The following is a 25114-nucleotide window of genomic DNA, read 5'->3' on the forward strand; positions in this document are numbered from 1 at the left end:
TCGGGCGATGCAGCGGGTGCATCGCACCCGCATCGACCTGACACGTTACGCGGCGGCGATCGCTTCGCGTGCGCCGGCCAGCGCGGCGCTCTGCGCATCCGGGCCGAGGTTCAGGCCTTCGGCGTGGATGAAGCTCACGTCGGTCATGCCGACGAAGCCGAGGAACGTGCGCAGGTACGGCGTCTGGCTGTCGTTCGGCGTACCCAGGTACTTGCCGCCGCGCGCCGTCACCACGTAAACCTTCTTGCCCTTGATCAGGCCCTCCGGACCGTTCTCGGTGTAGCGGAACGTGACGCCTGCGCGGGCGATCCAGTCGAAGTACGTCTTCAGTTGCGACGAGATGCCGAAGTTGTACATCGGTGCGCCGATCACGATGATGTCGGCAGCCTGCAGCTCGGCGATCAGCGCATCGCTCTTCGCGACGATCGCATTCTGTTCCGCGGTGCGCTTGTCGGCCGGCGTGAAGAACGCGCCGAGCACCGATTCGTCGAGGTGCGGCAGCGCATCGGCCAGCAGGTCGCGAACCACGACGTTCGCGCCGGGGTTCGATTGTTGCAGCTTTGCCGTCAGTTCGTTGGCCAGCAGCGTGGATTGCGCACCTTGCGAACGCGCGGCGGAATTGATTTGCAGAATGGTCGTCATGTCAGGCTCCGGTAGGGTTGCGCTTCGGTAGCGCGAGTGACGCCATTGTGCGTGGCCGCATGACCGCGAAAAAGCGGGTTCAGGGCGACGGATTGTTGCAGCAGCGGGACAATACCCGATCGTGCCCCGATACCCGCTCGCGTACGTTTACCCCTTCAGCCAGGCTTCGCGGGCCTTCGTGGCCGCAGCCGGCTTCGCGGCCGCCGTCAGCCGGTAGCGCGTGACTTCCGGACCGTCGAGCTTCAGTTTCGCGGTGCGAAGCTCGTCGCGGCGAAACGCGTGGACCTCGACCTTGTCGCCCGGCCGGTAGCGGGCCAGCAGCGCATCGAGATTCGTGCCCGTCACGCGCAACCCGTCCACCGCGATCAGCGTGTCGCCGGCCGACAACCCCGCGCGATGCGCGGCGCCGCCTTCGTAGACCGCCGCCAACGTGCAGTCCGCGCCACCGCGCAAGCGCGCGCCGATCGTCGGCTTCTCGGCCGCGCCGAGCGCGACGTCGGGGGCCAGCGTCACGCCGAACGGCGCGAGCAGGTCGCCGAGCGGCAGGTCGCGCGTGCCGTGCACGGCGTCCGCGAACAGGCGGCCGAGCGCGATGCCCGTCGCCTCTTCGATCAGCGTCTCGACTTCGTTTTCGTCCACGCCCGCCTGCTTGCCGCGATAGAAGTCGCGGCCGTAGCGTTGCCACAGCAGGCGCATCACGTCGTCGAGCGACTTCCGGTTACGCGTCTGCGCACGAATCGCAAGGTCGAACGCGAGCGCCACGAGCGAGCCCTTCGTGTAATAGCTGACGATCGCATTGGTCGCGTTCTCGTCCTGACGGTAGTACTTGATCCACGCGTCGAACGAGCTTTCCGCGACGCTCTGCTTGAGCCGGCCCGTGCCGCGCAGCACGCCGCCGATCGTGCGGCCGAGCGCCGCGAAATATTCGTCCTGCGACATCAGCCCGCTGCGGACCAGCATCAGGTCGTCGTAATACGACGTGAAGCCCTCGAACAGCCACAGCAGCGACGTGTAGTTCTCGCGCGTGAGGTCGTACGGCACGAACGCCGCCGGCTTGATGCGCTTCACGTTCCACGTGTGGAAATACTCGTGGCTGCAGAGGCCGAGATACGTGCGATAGCCTTCCGTCGTTTCCGGCCGCCCCTTCACCGGCAGGTCGGTACGGTTGCAGATCAGCGCGGTCGACGCGCGATGCTCGAGGCCGCCGTAGCCGTCGCTGACCGCGAGCGTCATGAACACGTAACGGTCCATCGGCGCCTTCTTCGACTTCGGCTCGAACAGCGCGATCTGCGCTTCGCACACGCGTTTCAGGTCGGTACGCAGCCGCTCCAGGTCGAGCTGCGTCACGCGCCCGGCGATCACGATGTCGTGCGGCACGCCGTGCGCGTCGAACGTCGCGAGCGCGAATTCGCCGATCGTCACCGGATGGTCGGACAGCTCGTCGTAGTTCGCCGCGCGATACGCGCCGAAACCGTAGCGCTTCGTCCCGCTCGCCTCGGGCAGCGCGGTGCCGACCCGCCACGTGCGGAACGCGGCGCCGGCCGGTTTAGCGATGTCGACTTCGCACGGCGCGTCCTGTCGACCGGCGACGCTCAGGAACACGGCCGTCGCGTTGAAGAAACCGCCCGACTCGTCGAGATACGCGGAGCGCACCGACAGGTCCCACGCATAAACGTCGTAGCGCAGCGTCAGTGCGCCGGTCACGGGCGCGGCCTGCCACGTATGCTTGTCGGTCTTCGCGATGCGTACCTTGCGGCCCGCGTCGTTGAACGCGCGCAGCGTCACGATGTTGCGCGCGAACTCGCGCACGAGGTAGCTGCCCGGAATCCACACCGGCAGCGAGAAACGCTGGCCTTCGGGATCGGGATCGGCAACCGTCACCGTCACTTCGAACAAGTGCGCGGCAAGATCTTTCGGGACAATCGAATAGCGGATCGGCTGGGTCATCGTGGCAATCGGTCGGGGCGGGCGAAAACGAAGAGAGGCGCCGGCAGATCATGCGGGCGCCCCTCGCTGGCCGGGCCGTGCGCCCGGCGTGCGGTCGGTTACTTGCTCGAGGCGAGCGCCTGGTTGAGCTGGTCGGCCGATACCGCGCCCGGCAAGCGGCGGCCGTCCGGCAGGAAGATCGTCGGCGTGCCGGTGACGTTCATCCCGCGGCCGAGCGCGAGGTTCTTGTCGAGCGCGGTGGTGTCGCAGGTACCGGCGCCGGACGGCGCGCGGTGGTCGAGCATCCAGCTTTCCCACGTTTTCGCGCGGTCGGTCGCACACCAGATCGCCTTCGACTTCGCGGTCGAATCCGGCGACAGCACCGGGTACAGGAACGTGTAGACGGTCACGTTGTCGACCGACTGCAGCGTCGTCTCGAGCTTCTTGCAGTACGGGCAGTTCGGATCGGAGAACACCGCGATCTTGCGGGCGCCGTTGCCCTTGACGACCTTGATCGCATTCGCGAACGGCAGGCTCGCGAAGTCGATCTTGTTGATTTCGGACAGGCGGGCGTCGGTCAGGTTCTTGTGCGTCCTGGCGTCGACGAGATCGCCGAGCAGCACGTAGTCGCCGGCCGCGTCGCTATAGATGATCTGCGAGCCGAGGTTCACTTCGTAAAGGCCGGCCACCGGCGATTTCGACACGCTCTTGATCGGCGCGTCGTTACCGAGACGGGCTTGCAGCGTGGCCTTCAGCTTGTCGGTGGTCTGGTCGGCCTGCGCGGTGCAGCCAAGCGTCGCCATCGTGACGGCCAGCGCCAGCGATGCGATGCGGATCGTTTTTTTCATCGAAATCTTCCCTTCAGCTCAATCGGAGTGCACGGCACAGTGTACGCCGTAACGGAACCGTCTCCGACCGGCGCGGCGGCAGAAGGTTCGTTCAGCCGAGCGCGGCCGACACGAGCCAGCGCTTCACGAGCGGCTGCGCGCCGACGAACGCCATGCCCGCATTGCGCACCGCCTTCGCGAGCGAGCCCGGCACCGCGAACAGCCGCTGCAGGCCGTCGGTCGCGACCATCAGCGCGCGGATGTCCTCGCGGCGCGAACGCTCGTAGCGGCGCAGCAGCACCGTATCGCCGAGATTGCGGAAGCTTTCCTTGCCCGCGATCGCGTCGGCGAGCGCCGCGACGTCGCGCAGCCCGAGGTTCATCCCCTGCCCCGCGAGCGGGTGGATCAGGTGCGCGGCATCGCCGACCAGCGCGACGCGCGGCGCGATCAGCTTGTCGATCGTCTGCAGCGCCAGCGGGAAGCCGGCGGCCGGCGTCACGCATTCGAGCGCGCCGACCTGGCCGTGCGACACACGCTCGACCTCGGCCGCGAGCTGCGCCGGATCGAGTGCGAGCAGTTCGTCAGCATGCGCGGTGTGCGCGGACCACACGAGCGACACGTGGCCGTCCGGCAGCGGCAGCAGCGCAACGATCTCGCCTTCGTGAAACCATTGGTAGGCCGTCTCGCGGTGCGGCAGCGACGCCTTGAAGTTCGCGACGACGCCCGTCTGCCGGTAGTCGCGCCGCTCTACCCTGGCCCCTATTTGGGAGCGCACCCACGAATGCGCGCCGTCGGCGCCGACGACGAGATCCGCTTCGAGCACCTGCCCCGACGACAGCGTGAGCACGGCCGCGTCGTCGCGCACGTCGAAACCCTGCGCACGTGCGTCGAACCACGTGAGGTTCGGCTGGAATCGCAGCGCGGCGTCGAGCGACGCCTCGACCAGCGACGATTCGGCGATCCACGCAAGCTGCGGCACGGACGCCTGGTAGGCGGAGAAATGCAGTTCGGCATGCGCATCGCCATACACGCGCATGTCGTACACCGGCGCGAGCCGGCCATGGTCGAGCGCCTGCCAGACCCGCAGCCGCTCGAGCAACGCCTGCGAACTGGACGACAGCGCGTAGACACGCGTGTCGAACGCGAGATCCGCGGGGCGCGGCGTGGCCGGCTGGGCGAGCAAGGCTGTCTTGTAGCCGGACTGGGTCAGCGCGAGCGCGGCCGTCTTGCCGACGAGCCCGCCGCCGACCACGGCGACGTCGAAGGTGTGGTGGGCAGTCATGGCGGGCATTATAGCCGCGGGGCCAAACCCTTACGCGGCCGGACTTTGCGGGAAATCAGCAGAACCGCGGGCCGGGGCGCCGACGCGGCGGCCCGCCGCATCGGCCGTTCGGCGCCCAGCCCGGAATCCGGGGCGCCGGCACGGTACAATAGCGTTTTTGACCGTCGGCCCGCCGCGCTCCATGCGCCGGCCGCCCTTTTTTCCCGCGCCGCCGTGCCCTGTCCGGCCGCGCCGCCTCACCCGTCCGAAGGATTCCATGAGTCTCAAATGCGGCATCGTCGGCTTGCCCAACGTCGGCAAGTCCACCCTGTTCAATGCGCTGACCAAGGCCGGCATCGCCGCCGAGAACTACCCGTTCTGCACGATCGAGCCGAACGTCGGCATCGTCGAAGTGCCGGATACGCGCCTGAAGGCGCTCTCCGAGATCGTCAAGCCGGAGCGTGTCGTGCCGGCCGTCGTCGAATTCGTCGACATCGCGGGCCTCGTCGCGGGCGCGAGCAAGGGTGAAGGCCTCGGCAACCAGTTCCTCGCGAACATCCGCGAAACCGACGCGATCACGCACGTCGTGCGCTGCTTCGAGGACGACAACGTCATTCACGTCGCCGGCAAGGTCAGCCCGATCGACGACATCGAAGTGATCAACACCGAACTGGCGCTCGCCGACCTCGGCACCGTCGAGAAGGCGCTCACGCGCTACTCGAAGGCGGCGAAGTCGGGCAACGACAAGGAAGCGGCGAAGCTCGTCGCGGTGCTTGAAAAGGTGCGCGCGCAACTCGACCAGGGCAAGGCCGTGCGCGGCCTCGCGCTGTCGGACGACGAAGAGGCGCTGCTCAAGCCGTTCTGCCTGATCACCGCGAAGCCGGCGATGTACGTCGCCAACGTGAAGGACGACGGGTTCGAGAACAACCCGCACCTCGAGGCGGTGCGCAAGTACGCGGAAAGCGAAAACGCGCCGGTGGTCGCCGTGTGCGCGGCGATCGAGGCGGAAATCGCCGATCTCGACGACGCGGACAAGGAAGCGTTCCTCGCCGACATGGGCATGGAAGAGCCGGGCCTCGACCGCGTGATCCGCGCGGGCTTCAAGCTGCTCGGCCTGCAGACCTACTTCACCGCAGGCGTGAAGGAAGTGCGCGCGTGGACGATCCACATCGGCGATACCGCGCCGCAAGCGGCCGGCGTGATCCACACCGACTTCGAGCGCGGCTTCATCCGTGCGCAGACGATCGCGTTCGACGACTTCGTCGCGTACAAGGGCGAGCAAGGCGCGAAGGAAGCCGGCAAGATGCGTGCGGAAGGGAAGGAATATGTCGTGCACGATGGCGACGTGATGAACTTCCTGTTCAACGTCTGACACCTGCATCGGCACGATGCCGTGCGATACGCATGGCATCGCGCAACGCGTGCCCCGGCACGAAAGACGAATGGCCCGACCGGCAAACGCCGCTCGGGCCATTTTCATGACCGGGGCTTGCGCCCCGCCGTCACGTCATTCGATCCGATCACGTCGCCGACACGCGCCGCCCCGCTTGCGCCTGCGCATCGCGCCCACGCTTGTTCAGCCACGACGCGAGCAGCACGATCAACGCCAGCACGGCGGTCGCGCCGACTTCCATCCGGTGCTCCTCGCTGACGAGCATCACGGTCAGCGTGCCGCAGATGAACAGGATCACGGCCCACGTGAGCCATGGGAACAGCCACATCCGCAGCGTCAGGTCGGTGCCGCCCGCTTCGAGCGTCTTGCGCATCCGCAACTGCGAGATCGCGATCACGAGATACACGAGCAGCGCGATCGCGCCCGAGGTCGCCAGCAGGAAGCCGAACACCTGTTCCGGCATCAGGTAGTTCGCGATCACGGTCAGGAAACCGAACGCGGTCGACGCCAGCACGGCCGCGCGCGGCGTGCCGGTCGAGTCGGTGCGATACAGGAAGGCCGGCGCGTCCTTGCGCCGGGACAGCGAGAACAGCATCCGCGACGCGGTGTACAACGCCGAATTCAGGCAGCTTGCGACCGACACGAGCACGATCACGTCGATGATCGCCTTCGCATTCGGCACGCCGATCAGCTCCATCGCGCGCTGATACGAGCCGTGCTTCGGCAGCAACGGGTCGTTCCACGGCACGATGGCCGCGACGACGAGGATCGAGCCGAGATAGAACAGCGTGATACGCCAGATGACGGAGTTCGTCGCGCGCACGATCTGGCGTTGCGGGTTGTCCGATTCGGCGGCTGCGATCGTCACGATCTCGGTGCCGAGGAACGAGAACATCGTCGTCAGCATCGCCGCGAGCACCGCGCTCGCGCCGTGCGGCATGAAGCCGTCGTGCACGAACAGGTTCGACACGCCCGACACGGCCGGCGCGGGAACGATGCCGACGATCGCCGCGCCGCCGATGCACAGGAACACGACGATCGCGACGACCTTGATCAGCGCAAACCAGAATTCGAATTCGCCGTAATTCTTGACGGAGAAGAGGTTGGTGACGGTAAGCAGCAGCGTGATGCCGAGCGCGAAGATCCACGTCGCGATGCCCGGGAACCACGCATTGAGGATAGTCGCGGCGGCGGTCGCCTCGATCGGGATCACGAGCACCCAGAACCACCAGTACAGCCAGCCGATCGTGAAGCCGGCCCAGTGGCCGATCGCGCGATCGGCATAGGTCGAGAACGACCCGCTGTCCGGATGCGCGACGGCCATTTCGCCGAGCATGCGCATCACCAGCACGACCAGCACGCCCGCGATCGCATACGCGAGTATCGATGCCGGCCCGGCTTCCGCGATCGCATGGCCGGAGCCGACGAACAAGCCCGCGCCGATGACGCCGGCAATCGACATCATCGTCACGTGACGCTGCTTCAGGCCAGTGCCGAGGCCCGTGTTGCTTCCACTCATCTGTCTCTCTCCAAAAAACGGTTCCGGTACGACCGGTGTCGCGTGAAGGCGGCGCGGGGAGTTGTCGTTGTCGAATCCGGCTGCGGCCGCGCATGCAATCGCACACGGGCACGAGGCCGGACCGGGCCGTTCCGGTCGGGTCGTCCGCGCAGTCTGCGAAGCTGCGGGTGCGATGCGGCGCGCCGGGCGCCGGCGCATCGCGTACGCCCGTTCCGTCGGCTGTCGTCAGCCGCCTTCGAAGCGAAGGAGTGTAAGCATCAAACGGTTCGTCACTAAGAACCAATTGAAGAATTTCGATGGAACCACTCGTTGCATCGATACGAACCGATGCAACGCTTGATCCGGTTCGGCGGCGGCTCGTGCGCCGGGCGCGCCGCTCAGTTCGCGTCGCGGGCGGCTTCGTCCCGCCACTTCGCCGGCACGCGTGCGTGCCATTCTCGCAGAAGCAGGTTTTTCACGGCGTCGGGATGCGCGGCCGACAGGCGTACCAGCACGATCGGCCAGCCGACATAGTGATCGGTCACGTAATACACGTCGGGCGCCGATTCGATCAGCCATGCGCGCTCGTCGGGGCCGACGCCCTTCACGACGAGCGTGTCGCCGTCCTCGCGCAGCCGCGCGAGCACTTTGCCCTTCACCTTGAGCGCGGGCGTGCCGTACGACGTGCCTTCCTCGACGCCGCGCCACGCCAATGCGATCTGCCGGACTTCGTCGAATGTCACGATGCCTCCCCGGCCCTGCGTCGATGGTTGACGGTCCGGCCACCTTACCGGAAATCGCGCGACGCGCCCAGCAGGTGGCGTTATCCGTCGGCCGCGCGCGCGGCGTCCGGCGCACGCCCGGTGGTCGCGACGATCGCGAACGCGATCGCATTCGCGGCGGCGCTCGCGAGGATCGGCACGAGATAGCCGCCGCCGGCATCGTAGATGAAGCCGGCGGCGGCCGGCCCGATCAGCGTGCCGAACGCGACGCTCGTGTACAGGATGCCGATGATCGCGCTCACGTTGCGGCCGCCGAAATAGTCCATCACGACCGCCGGCAGCACGGCGACCCAGCCGCCGTAGAACACGCCGAACACGAGCGCGAACGCAGCCAGCGTCGCGACGGTGCCGGCGCCCGCCCACGCGACCAGCGCGACGGCCATGCCGGCGAACATCGCGAGCAGCGACGCGCGGCGGCCGAAGCGGTCGGCAAGACCGCCGAGGAAGAAGCGGCCGGCCGTGCTGCCCACGCCGATCGCGCCGAGCAGCAGCACGGCCGTCGACGGCGCGACACCGTGATCGAGCGCATACGGCACGAGGTGAACGAACGGGACGAACACACCGAACGAGCAGACGAGGCAGGCCGCATAGAGACTCGCGAACGGCCGCGACGTGACGGCTTCGCGCACCGTCGCGCCGGCACGCACGTTCGCGCCGGTCGATGCAGCAGCGGCATTCCGGCTGCCATCGCCAGCGACATCGCCGTCCGGCAGCCATCCGCGCCTGTGCGGGTCGTTCTCGATCAGCAGCGACATGCCGGCTCCCAGCACGATCGCGATCGCCGCCAGCGTGAAATACGCACCGCGCCAGCCGACCTGCGCGATCAGCGCGGACGCGAGCGGCGGCATCGCCAGCGTGCCGACGCCGATCCCCGCGACCGCGAGCCCCGATGCGAACCCGCGCCGGCGCACGAACCAGCGCTGCACCGCGCCGACGGCCGGCACGTACGCGCAACCGACGCCGAGCCCGACACCGAGCCCGTACGCGACATAGACCTGCAGCAGCGTATGCGCGGCGCCGGCGGCCGCGAGCCCCGCGCCGGTCAGCAGCATCCCGGCGACGGCGAGCCGCCGCGAGCCGAAACGATCGGCCAGCGGCCCGCTGACGATGCCGAAGCCGAAGTACAGGAAGCCGGCGAGCGAGAACACGAGCGAGATCTGGCCGCGCGACGCGGCGAAATCCCGCTGCAGCGACTCGACGAACGCGCTGAACGTATACGCGCTGCCGAACCCGACGAACGTGACGGCGAACGCGGCCGCCACCACGTACCAGCCGTAGAAAAGGCGCGATGTGCCCGGGCGCTTCATGACGATGCTCCTTTCGGGTTCCACCGGCTGCCGGGCGGCGTCCGGGTTGTCCCGTGGATATAGTTGAACTATGTTGATCGCATCGGCCGCCCGCAGGCAGCCGCGAAACGTGCGATCCGATGTGTCGACGGTACTCGCGCGTACGCGTCGCCTCAAACCATATTTCGTCGGCCTTTCGCTTTAGAAAAACTGAATGAATCGTTCCCGCCTGCCGCCGCTCAACGCCTTGCGCGCCTTCGAAGCCGCCGCCCGCCACCTGTCGGTGAAGTCGGCGGCCGAGGAGCTGTCGGTCACGCCCGGCGCAGTGAGCCAGATGATCCGCACGCTGGAGACCCATCTCGGCGTGCAGCTGTTCGAGCGCGTGAACCGCGGCATCCTGCTGACGGCCGCCGGCCGCGACTACCTGCCGCCCGTGCGCAACGCGTTCCGGCAGATCGCCGATGCGTCGCAGCGCGTGTCGAGCGCCGCCGACAGCGGCGTGCTGACGGTGAGCGTCACGCCGTTCTTCGCGTCCGCGTGGCTCGTCCCGCGCCTCGCGCAGTTCCGGCAGGCTATCCCCGACGTCGACCTGCAGGTCGTCACGAGCCATGCGCTCGCGGATTTCGCGCGCGACGGCGTCGACGTCGCGATCCGCCACGGCCTCGGGCGCTACGTCGGGCTGTGCAGCGAACGGCTGCTGACGGTCGAAATCGTCGCGCTCGCGTCGCCCGACCTCGTCGCGCGGCTCGGCATGCCGGCGACGCCGGCCGCGCTCGTCGGCTGGCCGCAACTGCACGACGCCGAACGCAAGGGCTGGCACATCTGGTTCGGCGCGCAGCGGATCGACGATTTCGGCCCGCCGCGCGGCCCCGCGTTCGACGACTCGGGCCTGCTGCTGCAGGCGATCGTCGCCGGCCAGGGCGCCGGGCTGCTGCCGGCCGCGATGGTGCGCGGCGAGCTGGCGAGCGGCCGGCTCGTGCAGCTTGCCGACGCCGCATGGCTCGACGATTTCGCGTACTACCTCGTCTATCCGCCGCATCACGCGGAACGGCCGAAGGTTGCCGCGTTCCGCCGGTGGATTCTCGACGCCGCGCAGGCCGACGGCGCGGCGTCGATGTCCGGCGCGGCGTAGCGTCGCGCGGCGCCACGGCGTCGATCCGCTAACATGCGGCGCGGGCCACCGGCCCGGCATCGACGACAACGAACAGAACGAGAGAGACCATGCGTGCCCTGCTCCATCGCGCGACCCATGTCGCGGCCCTGTCCGCGGCCCTGTCCGCCGCGCTCTTCGTCGCGGGCGCCGCGTTGCCCGCTTCCGCGCACGCGTATCGCGCGCCGCCCGGCTACGGCAACGAAGCCGATCTCGACCGTCACGACACGTATCGCAACCGCGACGGCGAAACCGTGCATGCGCCCGCGCATTCGAAATCGGGCCGTGTGCCGAACGGCGCGAGCGCGCGTTGCCGCGACGGCACGTACAGCTTCAGCCGCCACCGGCGCGGCACGTGCTCGGGGCACGGGGGCGTCGCCGCATGGCTGTAAGCGCGGGTCGGCCGAATGGCCTGCACCGCGCCAGCTGCGGCCGGCGGCGAAGTACAATACGCGCTCGCACCGCCGCGCCCCGCGCGGCACGCTCCGTACCGAATCACCCGACGCCGCCACGCCCGCGCGCTGCGCGGCCGTCTCAACCACTTCTGACTTTCACACCGAAATGGCCCAATACGTTTTCACGATGAACCGGGTCGGCAAGATCGTGCCGCCCAAGCGCCAGATCCTGAAGGACATCTCGCTGTCGTTCTTTCCCGGCGCGAAGATCGGCGTGCTCGGCCTGAACGGCTCGGGCAAGTCGACGCTGATCCGCATCATGGCGGGCATCGACAAGGACATCGAAGGCGAAGCGACGCCGATGCCGAACCTGAACATCGGCTACCTGCCGCAGGAACCGCAGCTCGATCCGACGAAGACCGTGCGCGAAGCCGTCGAGGAAGGCCTCGGCGACCTGTTCCAGGCGAACAAGAAACTGGAAGAAATCTACGCTGCGTATGCCGAGCCGGACGCCGACTTCGACGCGCTCGCAGCCGAGCAGGCGAAATACGAGGCGATCCTCGCGTCGAGCGACGGCGGCAGCCCCGAGCAGCAGCTCGAAGTGGCCGCCGACGCGCTGCGCCTGCCGGCGTGGGATGCGAAGATCGAGCACCTGTCGGGCGGCGAAAAGCGCCGCGTCGCACTCTGCAAGCTGCTGCTCGAAAAACCCGACATGCTGCTGCTCGACGAACCGACCAACCACCTCGACGCCGAATCGGTCGACTGGCTCGAGCAGTTCCTGGTGCGCTTCCCGGGCACCGTCGTCGCCGTCACGCACGATCGCTACTTCCTCGACAACGCGGCCGAGTGGATTCTCGAACTCGACCGCGGTCACGGCATTCCGTGGAAGGGCAACTACAGCAGCTGGCTCGACCAAAAGGAAGAGCGCCTGAAGCAGGAAGAGGCGTCGGAATCCGCGCGCCAGAAGGCGATCAAGAAGGAACTGGAGTGGGTGCGCCAGAACCCGAAGGGCCGTCAGGCGAAGTCGAAGGCGCGTATCGCGCGCTTCGAGGAGCTGAGCAGCCAGGAATACCAGAAGCGCAACGAAACGCAGGAAATCTTCATTCCGGCCGGCGAGCGCCTCGGCAACGAAGTGATCGAGTTCAAGAACGTCAGCAAATCGTTCGGCGATCGCCTGCTGATCGACAATCTGAGCTTCAAGATCCCGGCCGGCGCGATCGTCGGCATCATCGGCCCGAACGGCGCCGGCAAGTCGACGCTGTTCAAGATGCTGACCGGCAAGGAACAGCCGGATTCGGGCGAAGTCGTGATGGGCCCGACGGTGAAGCTCGCGTACGTCGACCAGAGCCGCGACGCGCTCGACGGTTCGAAGACGGTGTTCGAGGAAATCTCGGGCGGCGCCGACGTGCTAACGGTCGGCAAGTACGAAACGCCGTCGCGCGCATACATCGGCCGCTTCAACTTCAAGGGCGGCGACCAGCAGAAGATCGTCGGCAACCTGTCCGGCGGCGAACGCGGCCGCCTGCACCTCGCGAAGACGCTGATCTCGGGCGGCAACGTGCTGCTGCTGGACGAACCGTCGAACGACCTCGACGTCGAAACGCTGCGTGCGCTGGAAGACGCGCTGCTCGAATTCGCGGGCTCGGTGATGGTGATCTCGCACGATCGCTGGTTCCTCGACCGGATCGCGACGCACATCCTCGCGTTCGAAGGCGATTCGCAGGTCACGTTCTTCGACGGCAACTACCAGGAGTACGAAGCCGACAAGCGTGCGCGCCTCGGCGAGGAAGCCGCGAAGCCGAAGCGCCTGCGCTACAAGCCGATCAGCCGCTGATCGGCGCGGCCCGGGCGCCCGGCGCCGCGATCGCGCGGCGCCGGATGCCGAAAGCGGCCGCATCCGGAACGGCACAACGAAAAAGCGAGCCCTTGGCTCGCTTTTTTTTCGCCCGACGTTCGCCCCGCCGCTTACGCGAGCGCGCCCAGCTCGCGCAGCCGCGCCTCGGTCGTCGCCGCGCTCGTATGATGAATGCCGTGCCAGCCGAGCGCCGTCGCAGCCGCGGCGTTCTTCGCGTTGTCGTCGATGAACACGAGCTCGTGCGGCGCGATGCCTGGCAGGTGCGGATCGATCCGCGCATGCATCTCGCGGTAGATCGCCGGATCGGGTTTCACGAGCTTCACGCGGCCCGACACGACGATGTCCTTGAACCGGCGCAGCACCGGGAAGTTGTCCCATGCATACGGAAACGTCTGCGCGGACCAGTTCGTCAGCCCGAACAGCGGCATCCCTTGCGCGTCCAACCGGTCGACGAGGGCCGCGCCCTCTTCGAGCACGCCGCCGATCATCTCGTGCCAGCGCGCGTAGAACGCGCGGATCAGCGCTTCGTGCTCCGGAAACTTCGCGACGAGTTCGGCCGTGCCTTCCTCGATCGTCTGCCCGCCGTCCTGGCGGACCACCCAGTCCATCGCGCACACGTGCGTGAGGAACCAGCGGCGCTCGGCATCGTCGGGAATCAGTTCACGGTAAAGGTACTCGGGACTCCAGTCGATCAGCACGCCGCCGAAATCGAACACCACTGCCTTGATCGTCATGCGAACTCCGTGGCGAGCACGTCTGCGAGCGGACGCGGCGTAACCGCGTTACCCGACAGCGAATTATTGTTCCAGATGAAGTGATGATGCGCGACGATCTGCGCCGCCGACAGGTGAGCGCGCTCGTTCGTCGTGTGCAGATCGGACACGACCGTCGTCCGGTAGCCGAGCAGCGCGGCACGGCGCGCGGCCGAATCGACGCAGAACTCGGTCGCATAGCCGCAGATCAGCACCGAACGGATGCCATGGCGATCGAGCTGCACCGCGAGCAGCGTGTCGTGGAACGCGTCGCTCGCCTGCTTGCGCACACGCCAGTCGTCGCGACCGACGATGAGCCCCGCATGCAGCTCCCAGCCCGGCGTGCCGGGCACGATGTCGTCGTCCGCGTCGCCGTCGTGCTGCACGAAGCACACCGGCGCGTTCGCCGCGCGCGCCGCCGCCGTCAGCCGGTTGATGCCCGACACCACGTCGTCGAGCCGGTACGCGGGCTGCGACCGCTCCACCAGCCCGCGCTGCATGTCGACCACGATCACCGCAGTGTCCGCCATGACTTGCCCTCGCTGTGATTGTTCCGCCGTCGTGCGGTCGCTATCCGGCCGCCCTCCAGCCATTACCGCGCGTTGCGTCAGATCGGCTGCGTGCGCGCATCGAGCCACGCCTTCGCGTCGCCGCTCAGGTGCCGGCCGACGCGCTCGCGCACTGTCGCGTGATACGTGTTCAGCCACGCGCGCTCTTCGTCGTGCAGCATCTCGATGAGCACGCAGCGCGTGTCGATCGGGCACAGCGTCAACGTCTCGAACGCGAGGAAATCGCCGAATTCCGTCTGCCCGGCCGCACGGTTCACGACCAGGTTCTCGATCCGGACGCCCCACTGGCCCGGACGGTACACGCCCGGCTCGATCGACGTGATCATCCCCTCTTCCATCGCCGTGTACGGCTCGGCCGGCGCGTAGTGCGAGATGACCTGCGGCCCTTCGTGCACGTTCAGGAAGTACCCGACGCCATGCCCGGTGCCGTGGCCGTAGTCGAGCCCGGCCGCCCACATCGGCGCACGCGCGATCGCGTCGAGCATCGGCGAGCGGATGCCGCGCGGGAAGCGGGCGCGCGACAGCGCCATCATCGATTTCAGCACGATCGTGAAATCGCGCCGCTGCAGGTCGCTGACGGTGCCGACCGGCACGACGCGCGTGATGTCGGTCGTGCCCGTCATGTACTGGCCGCCCGAATCGATCAGCAGCAGCCCGTCGCCGGCGATCGTCGCGTGCGACTCGCGCGTCGCATGGTAGTGCGGCATCGCGCCGTTCGCGTTGAAGCCGGCGATCGTCGCGAAGCTCGCCGACACGTAGCCGGGGCGGCGCGCGCGCGCGGCCGTGAGCTTTTCCTCGATCGTCAGCTCGGTGATCGTCTCGCGATTGACGGCCTGTTCGAACCACGCGAAGAATTCCGCGAGCGCGGCGCCGTCGTGCTCCATCGTCACGCGCACGTGCTCGATCTCGGCGGACGTCTTGCGCGACTTCGCGAACGTCGACGGATTCACGGCCTCGATGAGCTTCACGCCGGCCGGCACGGCCTCGAGCGTGCCGAACGTCACGCGGCGCGGGTCGATCAGCAGCGTCGCGCCGTCGGGCAGCGCCGCGAGCGACGCACGCGCGGCGTCATAGGCGCGGACGTCGACGCCATCCTGCGCGAGCGACGCGGCCAGCGCCGGCGGCACCTTGCCGTCGGCGACGAACAGCGTCGCGCGATCGGTGCCGATCATTGCGTGCGCAACGAACACCGGATTGAAGTTGACGTCGGCGCCGCGCAGGTTGAACAGCCACGCGAGATCGTCGAGCGTCGACACGAAGTGCCATTGCGCGCCCTGCGCGTGCATCGCGCGGCGCACGTCGGCGAGCTTGCTCGCGCGCGTCGTGTCGGCCTGCGGCGCGACGTGCTCGAATACCGCGTCCCCGGGCAGCCCCGGCCGCTCCGGCCAGATCGCATCGAGCAGGTCGACGTCGGTACGCAGCGCGATGCCGCGCGCGCTCAGCGCGGCCGTCAACCCGCGCGCGGCCGCAACGCCGAGCACGGCGCCGTCGACCCCGACCGTCGCGCCGGCCGCCACGTTCCGCGCGAGCCAGTCGACGTGCGGTGCGCTCTGCTGCCCGCCCGTCATCTTCATCAACTGCACGCCCGTGCCCGCCAGTTCGGCATCGGCCTGCACCCAGTAGCGGCTGTCGACCCACAGCCCCGCGAAATCCGCGGTCACGACCAGCGTGCCGACCGAGCCCGTGAAGCCGGACAACCAGCGGCGCGCCTGCCAGCGCTCGGGCAGGTATTCGGACAAGTGGGGATCGGCGGACGGCACGAGATAGGCGGCCAGATTCTCGCGCGCCATGGCGTCGCGCAGCAGCGCGAGACGGGCCGGCACCGGCGAGACTTCGGGGAGACGGGCATTCATGATTTCACCTGAGAGCATTCAGCGACGGGCCGACAGCGCGACCGTCACGGCTACGGCGAGGAACGCGACGCCGGTGCAGACCGGCCATTCGAGCGTCTCGCCATCGTAAAACAGTCCCGAGAGATTGCCGACCATGCGGGCGGCGGCCGCGCCCACGATGCCGACGAGCACCGCGATCCACCACGCCGGCCGGCCCGTGCGCCGCAGCGGATGCAGCCAGCGGCCGAACAGCCCGACGGCCGCTCCCAGGACAAGGATTCCAAACCAGTTCATTCAACGCCTTCTATAAATTCAGATTCGTCCCATAGGCGTGAACGCTGCCAGCGGCTAGCATCGATTCATCCATCGAACCCGAGACCAGCCGGGCGCCGCGAACATTCGAGTGTAGGGGCCGACTCGACGTTATGGCAAGCGCACACCGGCTGCCGTATTGAAGAAATCCTCATGCGAATCGCTCTGATCGATCCGGAATCGCGTCATACCGCACTCCTGAACCGCCTGCTCTTCGCGGGCGGCCACGTGTGCCATGCGTTTTCGTCCAGCACCGCATTCTTCGAGTGGCTCGCTGCCGACAACACCTGCGACATGCTGGTCACCGGCCACTGGGCCGGCGACCAGCCGGCGCAGGAAGTCATCCCGCGCGCGCAGGCGGTCCTGCCCGGATTGCCGGCCATCGCGGTGATGCAGTCGGCGCGCGAAAGCGAAATCGTGTCGTGCCTGCACGCCGGCGCCGACGATTGCCTCGTGCGCCCGGTGAGCGGGCCCGAGCTGCTCGCGCGCGTCAACGCGCTGAGCCGGCGCGCCGGCGTACGGCGGGCGCCCACCCGCTCGCGCGAAATGTATGGCGAATACGCGTTCGACGCCACGCATTGGCTCGTGCGTTTCGGCGACGCAATCGTTTCACTCACGCCGAAAGAGTTCCGTTTCGCACAATTGCTGTTCACGAACCTGTCGCGACCCGTGTCGCGCGCGCACATCCTGGAAACGGTATGGGCACGCCGCCGCGACATGAAGTCGCGCACGCTCGACACGCACGCGTCCCGGCTGCGCAGCAAATTGCAGCTGCTTCCGGAGCGCGGCTACCAGCTGTTGCCGCTCTACGGCTTCGGCTATCAGCTCGACCGCGTACCGATCGAGCCCCCAAATTCGCGGCCGCGCCACGCCGATGCCCGGTATGCGGCGAGTGAGGAAATCGCCGAAACGCTATAATATGGGGCTAAACGATAGCCCTCGATATGCAACTCCTCACGATCGGAATCAATCACCACACTGCGCCTGTCGCCCTGCGCGAACGCGTGGCGTTTCCGCTCGAGCAAATCAAACCGGCTCTCGTTACGTTCAAGAACGTGTTTCTCGGCCCGCAGGCGCCCAATACGCCCGAAGCGGCGATCCTCTCCACCTGCAACCGCACCGAACTGTATTGCGCGACCGACGATCGCGCGGCCCGCGAAGGCGCGATCCGCTGGTTGTCGGAGTATCACCGGATCCCGGTCGACGAGCTCGCGCCGCACGTCTATGCGCTGCCGCAGTCGGAAGCGGTCCGGCACGCGTTCCGCGTCGCCTCCGGCCTCGATTCGATGGTGCTCGGTGAAACCCAGATTCTGGGCCAGATGAAGGATGCCGTTCGCACCGCGACGGAAGCCGGCGCGCTCGGCACCTATCTGAACCAGTTGTTCCAGCGCACGTTCGCGGTCGCGAAGGAAGTGCGCGGCACGACCGAAATCGGCACGCAGTCGGTGTCGATGGCCGCCGCCGCGGTTCGCCTCGCGCAGCGGATCTTCGAAAAGGTGTCGGATCAGCGTGTGTTGTTCATCGGCGCCGGCGAAATGATCGAGCTGTGCGCGACGCACTTCGCCGCGCAAGGCCCGCGCGAACTCGTCGTCGCGAACCGTACGGCCGAACGCGGCCAGCGGCTCGCCGAACGCTTCAACGGCCGCGCGATGCCGCTGGCCGATCTGCCCACCCGCATGCACGAATTCGACATCATCGTGTCGTGCACCGCATCGACGCTGCCGATCATCGGCCTCGGCGCGGTCGAGCGCGCGGTGAAGGCGCGCCGTCACCGTCCGATCTTCATGGTCGACCTCGCGGTGCCGCGCGACATCGAGCCCGAAGTCGGCAAGCTGAAGGACGTGTTCCTCTACACCGTCGACGATCTCGGCGCGATCGTGCGCGAAGGCAATGCATCGCGCCAGGCCGCGGTCGCCCAGGCCGAAGCGATCATCGAGACGCGCGTGCAGAATTTCATGCAATGGCTCGACACGCGCAGCGTCGTGCCGGTGATCCGTCACATGCATACGCAGGCCGACGCGCTGCGCCGGGCCGAAGTCGAGAAGGCGCAGAAGCTGCTCGCGCGCGGCGACGATCCGGCGGCCGTGCTCGAAGCGCTTTCGCAGGCGCTGACCAACAAGCTGATCCACGGCCCGACGAGCGCGCTCAACCGCGTCAACGGCGCCGATCGCGATTCGCTGATCGACCTGATGCGCGGCTTCTACCAGCACGCGCCACGCTCGAACGACCCGTCCGGCCACTAGCGCCGCTCGCCCTGCCGCCGGCCGGTCGTCGTTCTGCCGCCGGTCTATCCTTTCCGAATACCCCTTGCCCGGGAGCGCCGCTCCACACCATGAAGACGAGCATGCAACGCAAGCTCGACCAGCTTTCCACACGGCTGGCCGAACTGAACGACCTGCTGAGCCGCGAAAACGTCACGGCCGACCTCGACCAGTACCGCAAGCTGACACGCGAACATGCCGAACTCGGCCCGGTCGTCGAGCAATACGCGTTATGGCGCCAGTCGCGCAGCGACGAGACGGCCGCGCAGGAACTGCTCGCCGATCCGTCGATGCGCGATTTCGCGGAAGACGAAATCCGCAGCGCGCGCGAGGACATGGCGCGCCTCGAGACCGAGCTGCAGAAGATGCTGCTGCCGAAGGACCCGAACGACGACCGCAACATCTTCCTCGAAATCCGTGCCGGCACGGGCGGCGACGAATCGGCGCTGTTCGCGGGCGACCTGCTGCGCATGTACCTGCGCTTCGCGGAACGCCAGCGCTGGCAGGTCGAAATGATGTCGGAAAGCGCGTCGGACCTCGGCGGCTACAAGGAAGTGATCGTGCGGATCGCGGGCCAGGGCGCGTATTCGCGCCTGAAGTTCGAATCGGGCGGCCATCGCGTGCAACGCGTGCCGGCCACCGAGACGCAGGGGCGCATCCATACGTCCGCGTGCACGGTCGCCGTGATGCCGGAAGCCGACGAGATCGGCGAGGTCGAGATCAATCCGGCCGACCTGCGCATCGACACGTTCCGCGCGTCCGGCGCGGGCGGCCAGCACATCAACAAGACCGATTCGGCGGTGCGCGTCACGCACCTGCCGACAGGTATCGTCGTCGAATGCCAGGACGACCGCTCGCAGCACAAGAACAAGGATCGCGCGCTGAAGGTGCTCGCCGCGCGCATCAAGGACAAGCAGTATCACGAGCAGCATGCGAAGGAAGCGGCGACGCGCAAGAGCCTGATCGGCTCCGGCGACCGTTCGGAGCGGATCCGCACGTACAACTTCCCGCAGGGCCGGATGACCGACCACCGGATCAACCTGACGCTGTACCGGCTCGAGGCGATCATGGACGGCGATCTCGACGAACTGATCGGCGCGCTCGTCACCGAGCACCAGGCCGAGCTGCTCGCGTCGCTCGGCGAAGCCGACTGAGGCCGCGATGTCCGACACCACCGCCGACGCGCTGCTGCGCGCCTCGCCGCTCGACCCGGTCGATGCACGCGTGCTGCTCGCGCACGCGCTTGGCTGGACCCGCACGCAACTGATCACGCGCGGCGACGCGCCGCTCGACGCCGCCGCGGTCGAACGCTACCGCGCGCTCGAAGCGCGGCGCATCGCCGGCGAGCCCGTCGCGCAATTGGTGGGGATGCGCGAGTTCTTCGGCCGCCCGTTCGAGGTGACGCCCGACGTGCTGATCCCGCGCCCCGAAACCGAGCTGCTCGTCGAAGCCGCGCTCGATGCGATCGACGGGCTGCCGCACGCAGCCGTGCTCGATCTCGGCACCGGCAGCGGCGCGATCGCCGTGTCGATCGCGGCCGAGCGTCCCGATGCGCGCGTGTGGGCGCTCGACCGTTCGCCCGACGCGCTCGCCGTCGCGCAACGCAATGCCGACAAGCTGCTCGGCACGCCGCGCCCCGGCGGCCCGCTGCACTGGCTGCAGAGCGACTGGTACGCGGCGCTCGATCCCGCGCTCGCGTTCGATACGATCGTCAGCAACCCGCCGTACATCGCGCAGCACGATCCGCACCTCGGACAAGGCGACCTGCGTTTCGAGCCGCGCGGCGCGCTCACCGACGATGCCGACGGCCTCAGCGCGATCCGCACGATCGTCGCGGGCGCCGGCGCCTATCTGAAACCGGGCGGCACGCTCTGGATCGAGCACGGCTACGACCAGGCCGAAGCCGTCCGCGCGATACTGGCGTCGCACGGCTTCGTCGCGGTCGAATCGCGCGCCGATCTCGCCGCCATCGAACGCACGACCGGTGGCCGCCTGCCGGGCTGACGCCCGTCCCGCCCGGTTGAAATCCGCTATCATTTCGATCTAACGCCCCGCAAACGCAAGGTCAGTCATGGACACCCAACAACGTATCAAGCAAATCGTCGACGAAAATCAGGTCGTGCTCTTCATGAAGGGCAACGCGCAATTCCCGATGTGCGGCTTCTCGGGCCGCGCCGTGCAGGTGCTGAAGGCCTGCGGCGTCGACCAGTTCAAGACGGTCAACGTGCTCGAGGACGACGAAATCCGCCAGGGCATCAAGGCATTCTCGAACTGGCCGACCATCCCGCAGCTCTACGTGAAGGGCGAATTCATCGGCGGCTCGGACATCATGATGGAGATGTACCAGTCGGGCGAACTGCAGCAACTGTTCGCCGCCGCTTAAACGCGGCACCCGCCCCCTTTCGATGGCATCTCCCAGCGTGCCGCCACGCCGGCTGATCGTCGCGATCACCGGCGCCACCGGCGCGATTTACGGTGTGCGGCTGCTCGACCTGCTGCGCGCCGCCGGCGGCGTCGAAACGCACCTGCTGATTTCGAACGCCGGCTGGCTCAACATCCAGCATGAACTGAAGCTGCCGAAAGCCGATGTCGAAAGCCGTGCGGACGTCGTGCATTCGGTGCGCGACGTCGGCGCGACGATCGCGTCGGGTTCGTTCGCGACCGACGGCATGGTGATCGCACCCTGCTCGATGAAGACGCTCGCGAGCGTCGCGCACGGGCTGTCCGACAACCTGATCACGCGCGCGGCCGACGTTACCCTGAAGGAACGCCGCCGTCTCGTGCTGATGGTGCGCGAAACGCCGTTCAACCTCGCGCATCTGCGCAACATGACCGCCGTCACCGAAATGGGCGGCATCGTCTTTCCGCCGCTGCCGGCGTTTTACGCGATGCCGAAGACGATCGAGGAACTCGTCGACCAGACCGTCACGCGCGTCCTCGACCTCTTCGCGCTCAGCGCGCCGCTCACGACGCCGTGGGCCGGCATTCGGCACGCGCAGTAACCACGCCGCTTTTGAGCGCATCTCCCCGATCTGAGCGGCAATTCCGCCGATTTCCCGCCTTCGGATGCGAATCGGCATTCGGCTGACCGCCGTCACCACGATTATCAACGGGCACGCGTCAATCAAATTCCCGTTCGCCGATTTATCAATGCACGGTGCGCGCCTATAGTCACAGGCAAACCCTTTTGCAGGCCACCACCATGAACCGCTTGCCTTCGCTGTACCTGTCCCACGGCGCCCCGACGCTGCCGATCGACCCGGCGCTGCCGTCCGGCGCGTTCACGCACCTCGGCGCCGAACTGCCGCGCCCGCGCGCGGTGCTGATGCTGTCCGCCCACTGGGGCACGCAACAGCCGGTCGCGAGCGTCGCCGCGCATCCGGACACGATTCACGACTTCTACGGTTTCCCGCAGGCGCTGTACGACATCCGCTATCCGGCGCCGGGCGCGCCCGACGTCGCCGAGCGCGCGGCCGCGCTGCTGAACGCGGCCGGCATCGCAACCGCGACGACCGAACACGGCCTCGATCACGGCGCGTGGGTGCCGATGCTGCTGATGTTTCCGGAAGCCGACGTGCCGGTCGCGCAACTGTCGATCCAGCCGCGCGCGGACGCCGCGCATCACTTCGCGCTCGGCCGCGCGCTGCGGCCGCTGCGCGACGACGGCGTGATGGTGATCGGCTCGGGCCAGATCACGCACAACCTGCGCGCCGCCGATTTCGGCGCGGCGCCCGAGGATGCGGACCCGCGCGTCGCGGAATTCACGGACTGGTTCGAGGCGAGACTTGCCGCGCGCGACGTCGACGCGCTGCTCGACTACCGTCGGCAGGCGCCGCACGCGGCGCTGATGCATCCGACCGACGAGCACCTGCTGCCGGTCTTCGCGGCGCTCGGCGCGGCGGACGACGACTACCGGCTCGGCATCCAGTCGCTCGGCACCTACCAGCGCGTGCTCGCGATGACGAACTACGTGTTCGCGAGCGCCGGCGCCTGAGCCGCGGCGCAACCGCCGGGCCAGCAAAAAGCCCGCCCGGGCATCGCTCGGGCGGGCTTCTTTTATCCCTGCATCCTGCCGCCGCCGAATCCGGCGACAGGTCAGCCGTCAGACACCGACCCCTTCGAGGATCTCGTCGTGCGACTCGCGCTCGTCGAGATACTGGGTCCGGTAACCGGTATTCACGCCCCAGAAGTAGAACACCAGCGAGATTGCCGCGACGACCAGCATGTCCCAGCCGTACGGCAGCATGCCGTAACCGCCGAATTCCTTGCTGCCGATCAGCGACAGCACGGCCATCGTCGGCAGATACGCGACCAGCCACCATGCGGCCTTCAGGTCGGCGCCCCAGCCGGTCCAGCCCGACTTCGCCTGGAAGTAGAAATACACCGGCAGCGCAACGATCATCAGCAGGATGATTTCGCCCGTCAGCGGCCACTTTGCCCAGTACAGGATCAGCGATGCGCACACGAACGCGAACGGCGCGATCAGCTTCATCAGCGGAATCGACAGCGGACGCTCGATGTCGGTCGCCGAACGGCGCAGCGCCATCAGGCTGATCGGACCGGTCAGGTACGAGATCACCGTCGCGACCGAGATCACCGCTGCGAGCGAACTCCAGCCGCGGAAGAAGAACAGGAACACGAACGACACGAGCAGGTTGAACCACATCGCCTGGCGCGGCACGCCGTAGATCGGGTGCACGTTGCCGAACATCTTCGGCATCGTGTTGTTGCGCTCCATCGCGTAGATCATGCGGGTGGTCGTCGCCATGTAGGTCGTACCGGTGCCGCTCGGGCTGATGAACGCGTCGACATACAGCAGGACCGCGAGCCAGTTCAGGTTCAGCGCGATCGCGAGTTCCGCGAACGGCGACGAGAAGTTGAAGTGCGCCCAACCCTTCGCGACGTCGGCCGGGTCCACCGAACCGATATACGCCATTTGCAGCAGCACGTAGATCACGAGCGCGAGCAGGATCGACGTGATCACCGCGAACGGCACGCTGCGCGCCGGGTTGCGCGCTTCGCCGGCCAGGTTCACCGGGCTCTGGAAGCCGTTGAACGCAAACACGATGCCGCTCGTCGCGACCGCGGTCAGCACGGCCGACCAGCCGTACGGCGCGAAGCTCGTACTCGACGCGGTGCCGAGGTTCTCCGAGTGGAAGCTCGTCAGCATCAGGCCGAGGATCGTCAGGCCGGGGATCAGGAACTTGAAGATCGTGATCGCGGTGTTCGCCCGCGCGAAGGCCTTGACGCCCCAGTAGTTCAGCATGAAGTAGACGACGACCAGCACGGCCGACAGCAGCAGGCCGAGCGTCTGCAATTCACCGTTCACGAACAGTGCATGCGCCCACGGATACGGCCACGTGCTCATGTACTGGATCGACGCTTCGGCCTCGATCGGGATCACGGATACGATCGCGATCCAGTTGGCCCATGCGCTGATGAAGCCCACCAGCGAACCGTGCGAGTATCGCGCGTAGCGCACCATGCCGCCCGACTCGGGGAACATCGCGCCCAGTTCCGCATACGTCAGCGCAATCGCGAGAATCACGACAGCGCCGATGATCCATGCGCAGATCGCCGCCGGACCGGCAATCTTCGCGGCCTTCCAGGCACCGAACAGCCAGCCCGAGCCGATAATCGAACCCAGCCCCGTCAGCATCAATGCAAACGGGCCGATGTTCCGTTGAATAGAACTCTTCACATCCTCTCCTGTGTCTCAAAAAGCATGGTCGGCCGGCGGTCCGGGATCGGCTCGGACCGCACCGCGCACGCATTCTTGGGGGGAGGGTCACCCGATCGGGGCAACCCGTCCACGCGGCGCGTAGTTTAACGGTTGCACCTCGAACGTGGCGCCAAAATCGATCGGCCCCTACAAAAAATTCGCATCGCTTGCAAGCTTTGTAAACCTGATCTCCGCAATAACCCTGAGAGCATGGGAATACGGTTGACCGTCAGACCGATTAGCCGTATAAAGGACTTCGCAGGATTTCAAGTGGCGAGTGAATTGGTTCTTTCGTAGTTCGCCCATCAACGGTACTCCGGTTGGTCCTATTACCCCTTCCTTGATTTTCCGCACACCATGGGCTTCGGCCCCGTTTTATTTTTTTAGGAACAAGTAACATGGCAACCGGTACCGTCAAGTGGTTCAATGACGCAAAGGGCTTCGGCTTCATCACCCCGGAAGGCGGCGGCGACGATCTGTTCGCGCACTTCTCGGAAATCCGCGTCGAAGGCTTCAAGACGCTGCAAGAAAACCAGAAGGTTGAATTCGAAGTGAAGACGGGCCCGAAGGGTCTGCAAGCTGCGAACATCCGTCCGGTCTAAGCTGGCGCGATCATTCGTGTAAAAAAGCCCCGCTTCGGCGGGGCTTTTT

At 67.2% G+C, this 25114-nt stretch carries 24 protein-coding genes; 12 read left to right on the top strand and 12 right to left on the bottom strand.

Annotated features, from left to right (window positions below; all coding sequences use genetic code 11):
• Positions 1–45: 45 nt before the first annotated feature.
• The 4 genes from WT24_RS03940 to WT24_RS03955 all read right to left on the bottom strand — a co-directional run bounded on the left by WT24_RS03940 (position 46) and on the right by WT24_RS03955 (position 4686).
• Positions 46–642, bottom strand: coding sequence for an FMN-dependent NADH-azoreductase (locus WT24_RS03940; protein WP_059499665.1), 597 nt, complete (start codon positions 640–642; stop codon positions 46–48).
• A 147-nt stretch (positions 643–789) separates the two neighbouring features.
• Positions 790–2589: a M61 family metallopeptidase gene (locus WT24_RS03945; RefSeq protein ID WP_060031400.1), complete on the bottom strand. Its 1800-nt coding sequence runs from the start codon at positions 2587–2589 to the stop codon at positions 790–792.
• 98 nt (positions 2590–2687) lie between these two features.
• Positions 2688–3416 carry a DsbC family protein gene (locus tag WT24_RS03950; protein ID WP_059499667.1) on the bottom strand — a complete coding sequence of 243 codons (729 nt, stop codon included), beginning with the start codon at positions 3414–3416 and terminating at the stop codon, positions 2688–2690.
• Positions 3417–3507: 91 nt separating this feature from the next.
• Positions 3508–4686 (bottom strand): UbiH/UbiF family hydroxylase, encoded by a 1179-nt coding sequence (locus WT24_RS03955; RefSeq protein ID WP_060031404.1) that lies wholly within the window; start codon positions 4684–4686, stop codon positions 3508–3510.
• 247 nt (positions 4687–4933) lie between these two features.
• Between WT24_RS03955 and ychF the strand changes: the two genes are divergently transcribed.
• The gene (gene ychF, locus WT24_RS03960) at positions 4934–6028 is read left to right on the top strand and encodes a redox-regulated ATPase YchF (protein WP_060031407.1); all 1095 of its coding nucleotides are present in this window, start codon (positions 4934–4936) and stop codon (positions 6026–6028) included.
• 148 nt (positions 6029–6176) lie between these two features.
• Here ychF and gabP read toward each other — a convergent pair whose 3' ends face one another.
• From gabP to WT24_RS03975, 3 genes are all read right to left on the bottom strand, one after another.
• On the bottom strand, positions 6177–7568 hold the full coding sequence (gene gabP / locus WT24_RS03965) for a GABA permease (RefSeq protein WP_060031409.1): 1392 nt from the start codon (positions 7566–7568) through the stop codon (positions 6177–6179).
• A 377-nt stretch (positions 7569–7945) separates the two neighbouring features.
• A complete protein-coding gene (locus WT24_RS03970) occupies positions 7946–8290 on the bottom strand; it encodes an MmcQ/YjbR family DNA-binding protein (protein ID WP_060031411.1) in 345 nt (114 codons plus the stop codon).
• A gap of 80 nt (positions 8291–8370) precedes the next feature.
• Positions 8371–9636, bottom strand: a complete 1266-nt coding sequence (locus WT24_RS03975) for an MFS transporter (RefSeq protein WP_060031414.1) — start codon at positions 9634–9636, stop codon at positions 8371–8373.
• Between the two features lie 193 nt (positions 9637–9829).
• Between WT24_RS03975 and gcvA the strand changes: the two genes are divergently transcribed.
• The 3 genes from gcvA to ettA all read left to right on the top strand — a co-directional run bounded on the left by gcvA (position 9830) and on the right by ettA (position 12994).
• Complete coding sequence (gene gcvA, locus WT24_RS03980) at positions 9830–10747, top strand: transcriptional regulator GcvA (RefSeq protein WP_059795231.1); 918 nt, start codon at positions 9830–9832, stop codon at positions 10745–10747.
• Between the two features lie 89 nt (positions 10748–10836).
• Positions 10837–11157, top strand: a complete 321-nt coding sequence (locus tag WT24_RS03985; protein WP_060031415.1) for a DUF3761 domain-containing protein — start codon at positions 10837–10839, stop codon at positions 11155–11157.
• Between the two features lie 169 nt (positions 11158–11326).
• Complete coding sequence (ettA, locus tag WT24_RS03990) at positions 11327–12994, top strand: energy-dependent translational throttle protein EttA (RefSeq protein ID WP_059499686.1); 1668 nt, start codon at positions 11327–11329, stop codon at positions 12992–12994.
• A 131-nt stretch (positions 12995–13125) separates the two neighbouring features.
• On the opposite strand, the gene WT24_RS03995 is transcribed toward ettA, so the two are convergent.
• The 4 genes from WT24_RS03995 to WT24_RS04010 all read right to left on the bottom strand — a co-directional run bounded on the left by WT24_RS03995 (position 13126) and on the right by WT24_RS04010 (position 16462).
• Positions 13126–13749, bottom strand: a complete 624-nt coding sequence (locus WT24_RS03995; protein WP_059499687.1) for an HAD family hydrolase — start codon at positions 13747–13749, stop codon at positions 13126–13128.
• A complete protein-coding gene (locus WT24_RS04000; RefSeq protein WP_060031418.1) occupies positions 13746–14297 on the bottom strand; it encodes a cysteine hydrolase family protein in 552 nt (183 codons plus the stop codon). Before WT24_RS04000 ends, WT24_RS03995 begins: the two co-directional genes overlap by 4 nt.
• Before the next feature lie 77 nt (positions 14298–14374).
• On the bottom strand, positions 14375–16189 hold the full coding sequence (locus tag WT24_RS04005) for an aminopeptidase P family protein (protein ID WP_059499689.1): 1815 nt from the start codon (positions 16187–16189) through the stop codon (positions 14375–14377).
• An 18-nt stretch (positions 16190–16207) separates the two neighbouring features.
• Positions 16208–16462, bottom strand: a complete 255-nt coding sequence (locus tag WT24_RS04010; RefSeq protein ID WP_034209823.1) for a hypothetical protein — start codon at positions 16460–16462, stop codon at positions 16208–16210.
• A gap of 171 nt (positions 16463–16633) precedes the next feature.
• Here WT24_RS04010 and WT24_RS04015 point away from each other — a divergent pair, with 171 nt between their 5' ends.
• The 7 genes from WT24_RS04015 (at position 16634) to WT24_RS04045 (ending at position 22735) form a co-directional block, all read left to right on the top strand.
• Positions 16634–17398, top strand: coding sequence for a response regulator transcription factor (locus WT24_RS04015; protein WP_060031421.1), 765 nt, complete (start codon positions 16634–16636; stop codon positions 17396–17398).
• A gap of 26 nt (positions 17399–17424) precedes the next feature.
• Entirely contained in the window at positions 17425–18723 is a 1299-nt protein-coding gene (hemA, locus tag WT24_RS04020) for a glutamyl-tRNA reductase (RefSeq protein ID WP_034209821.1), read from the top strand.
• 89 nt (positions 18724–18812) lie between these two features.
• A complete protein-coding gene (gene prfA / locus WT24_RS04025; protein ID WP_059499691.1) occupies positions 18813–19895 on the top strand; it encodes a peptide chain release factor 1 in 1083 nt (360 codons plus the stop codon).
• Positions 19896–19902: 7 nt separating this feature from the next.
• Entirely contained in the window at positions 19903–20745 is an 843-nt protein-coding gene (gene prmC, locus WT24_RS04030; RefSeq protein WP_034209819.1) for a peptide chain release factor N(5)-glutamine methyltransferase, read from the top strand.
• A gap of 67 nt (positions 20746–20812) precedes the next feature.
• Entirely contained in the window at positions 20813–21124 is a 312-nt protein-coding gene (grxD, locus tag WT24_RS04035) for a Grx4 family monothiol glutaredoxin (protein ID WP_006477066.1), read from the top strand.
• 22 nt (positions 21125–21146) lie between these two features.
• The gene (locus tag WT24_RS04040; protein ID WP_059499692.1) at positions 21147–21743 is read left to right on the top strand and encodes a UbiX family flavin prenyltransferase; all 597 of its coding nucleotides are present in this window, start codon (positions 21147–21149) and stop codon (positions 21741–21743) included.
• Between the two features lie 200 nt (positions 21744–21943).
• Positions 21944–22735 carry a class III extradiol ring-cleavage dioxygenase gene (locus WT24_RS04045; RefSeq protein WP_060031424.1) on the top strand — a complete coding sequence of 264 codons (792 nt, stop codon included), beginning with the start codon at positions 21944–21946 and terminating at the stop codon, positions 22733–22735.
• A 108-nt stretch (positions 22736–22843) separates the two neighbouring features.
• Here the strand turns inward: WT24_RS04045 and WT24_RS04050 are convergent, their stop codons facing one another.
• The gene (locus WT24_RS04050) at positions 22844–24442 is read right to left on the bottom strand and encodes an APC family permease (RefSeq protein ID WP_059499694.1); all 1599 of its coding nucleotides are present in this window, start codon (positions 24440–24442) and stop codon (positions 22844–22846) included.
• A 419-nt stretch (positions 24443–24861) separates the two neighbouring features.
• Between WT24_RS04050 and WT24_RS04055 the strand changes: the two genes are divergently transcribed.
• Positions 24862–25065 (top strand): cold-shock protein, encoded by a 204-nt coding sequence (locus WT24_RS04055; protein WP_006477070.1) that lies wholly within the window; start codon positions 24862–24864, stop codon positions 25063–25065.
• Positions 25066–25114 lie beyond the last annotated feature (49 nt).

Source organism: Burkholderia sp. MSMB1078WGS, assembly GCF_001528895.1.
Lineage (GTDB): Bacteria > Pseudomonadota > Gammaproteobacteria > Burkholderiales > Burkholderiaceae > Burkholderia.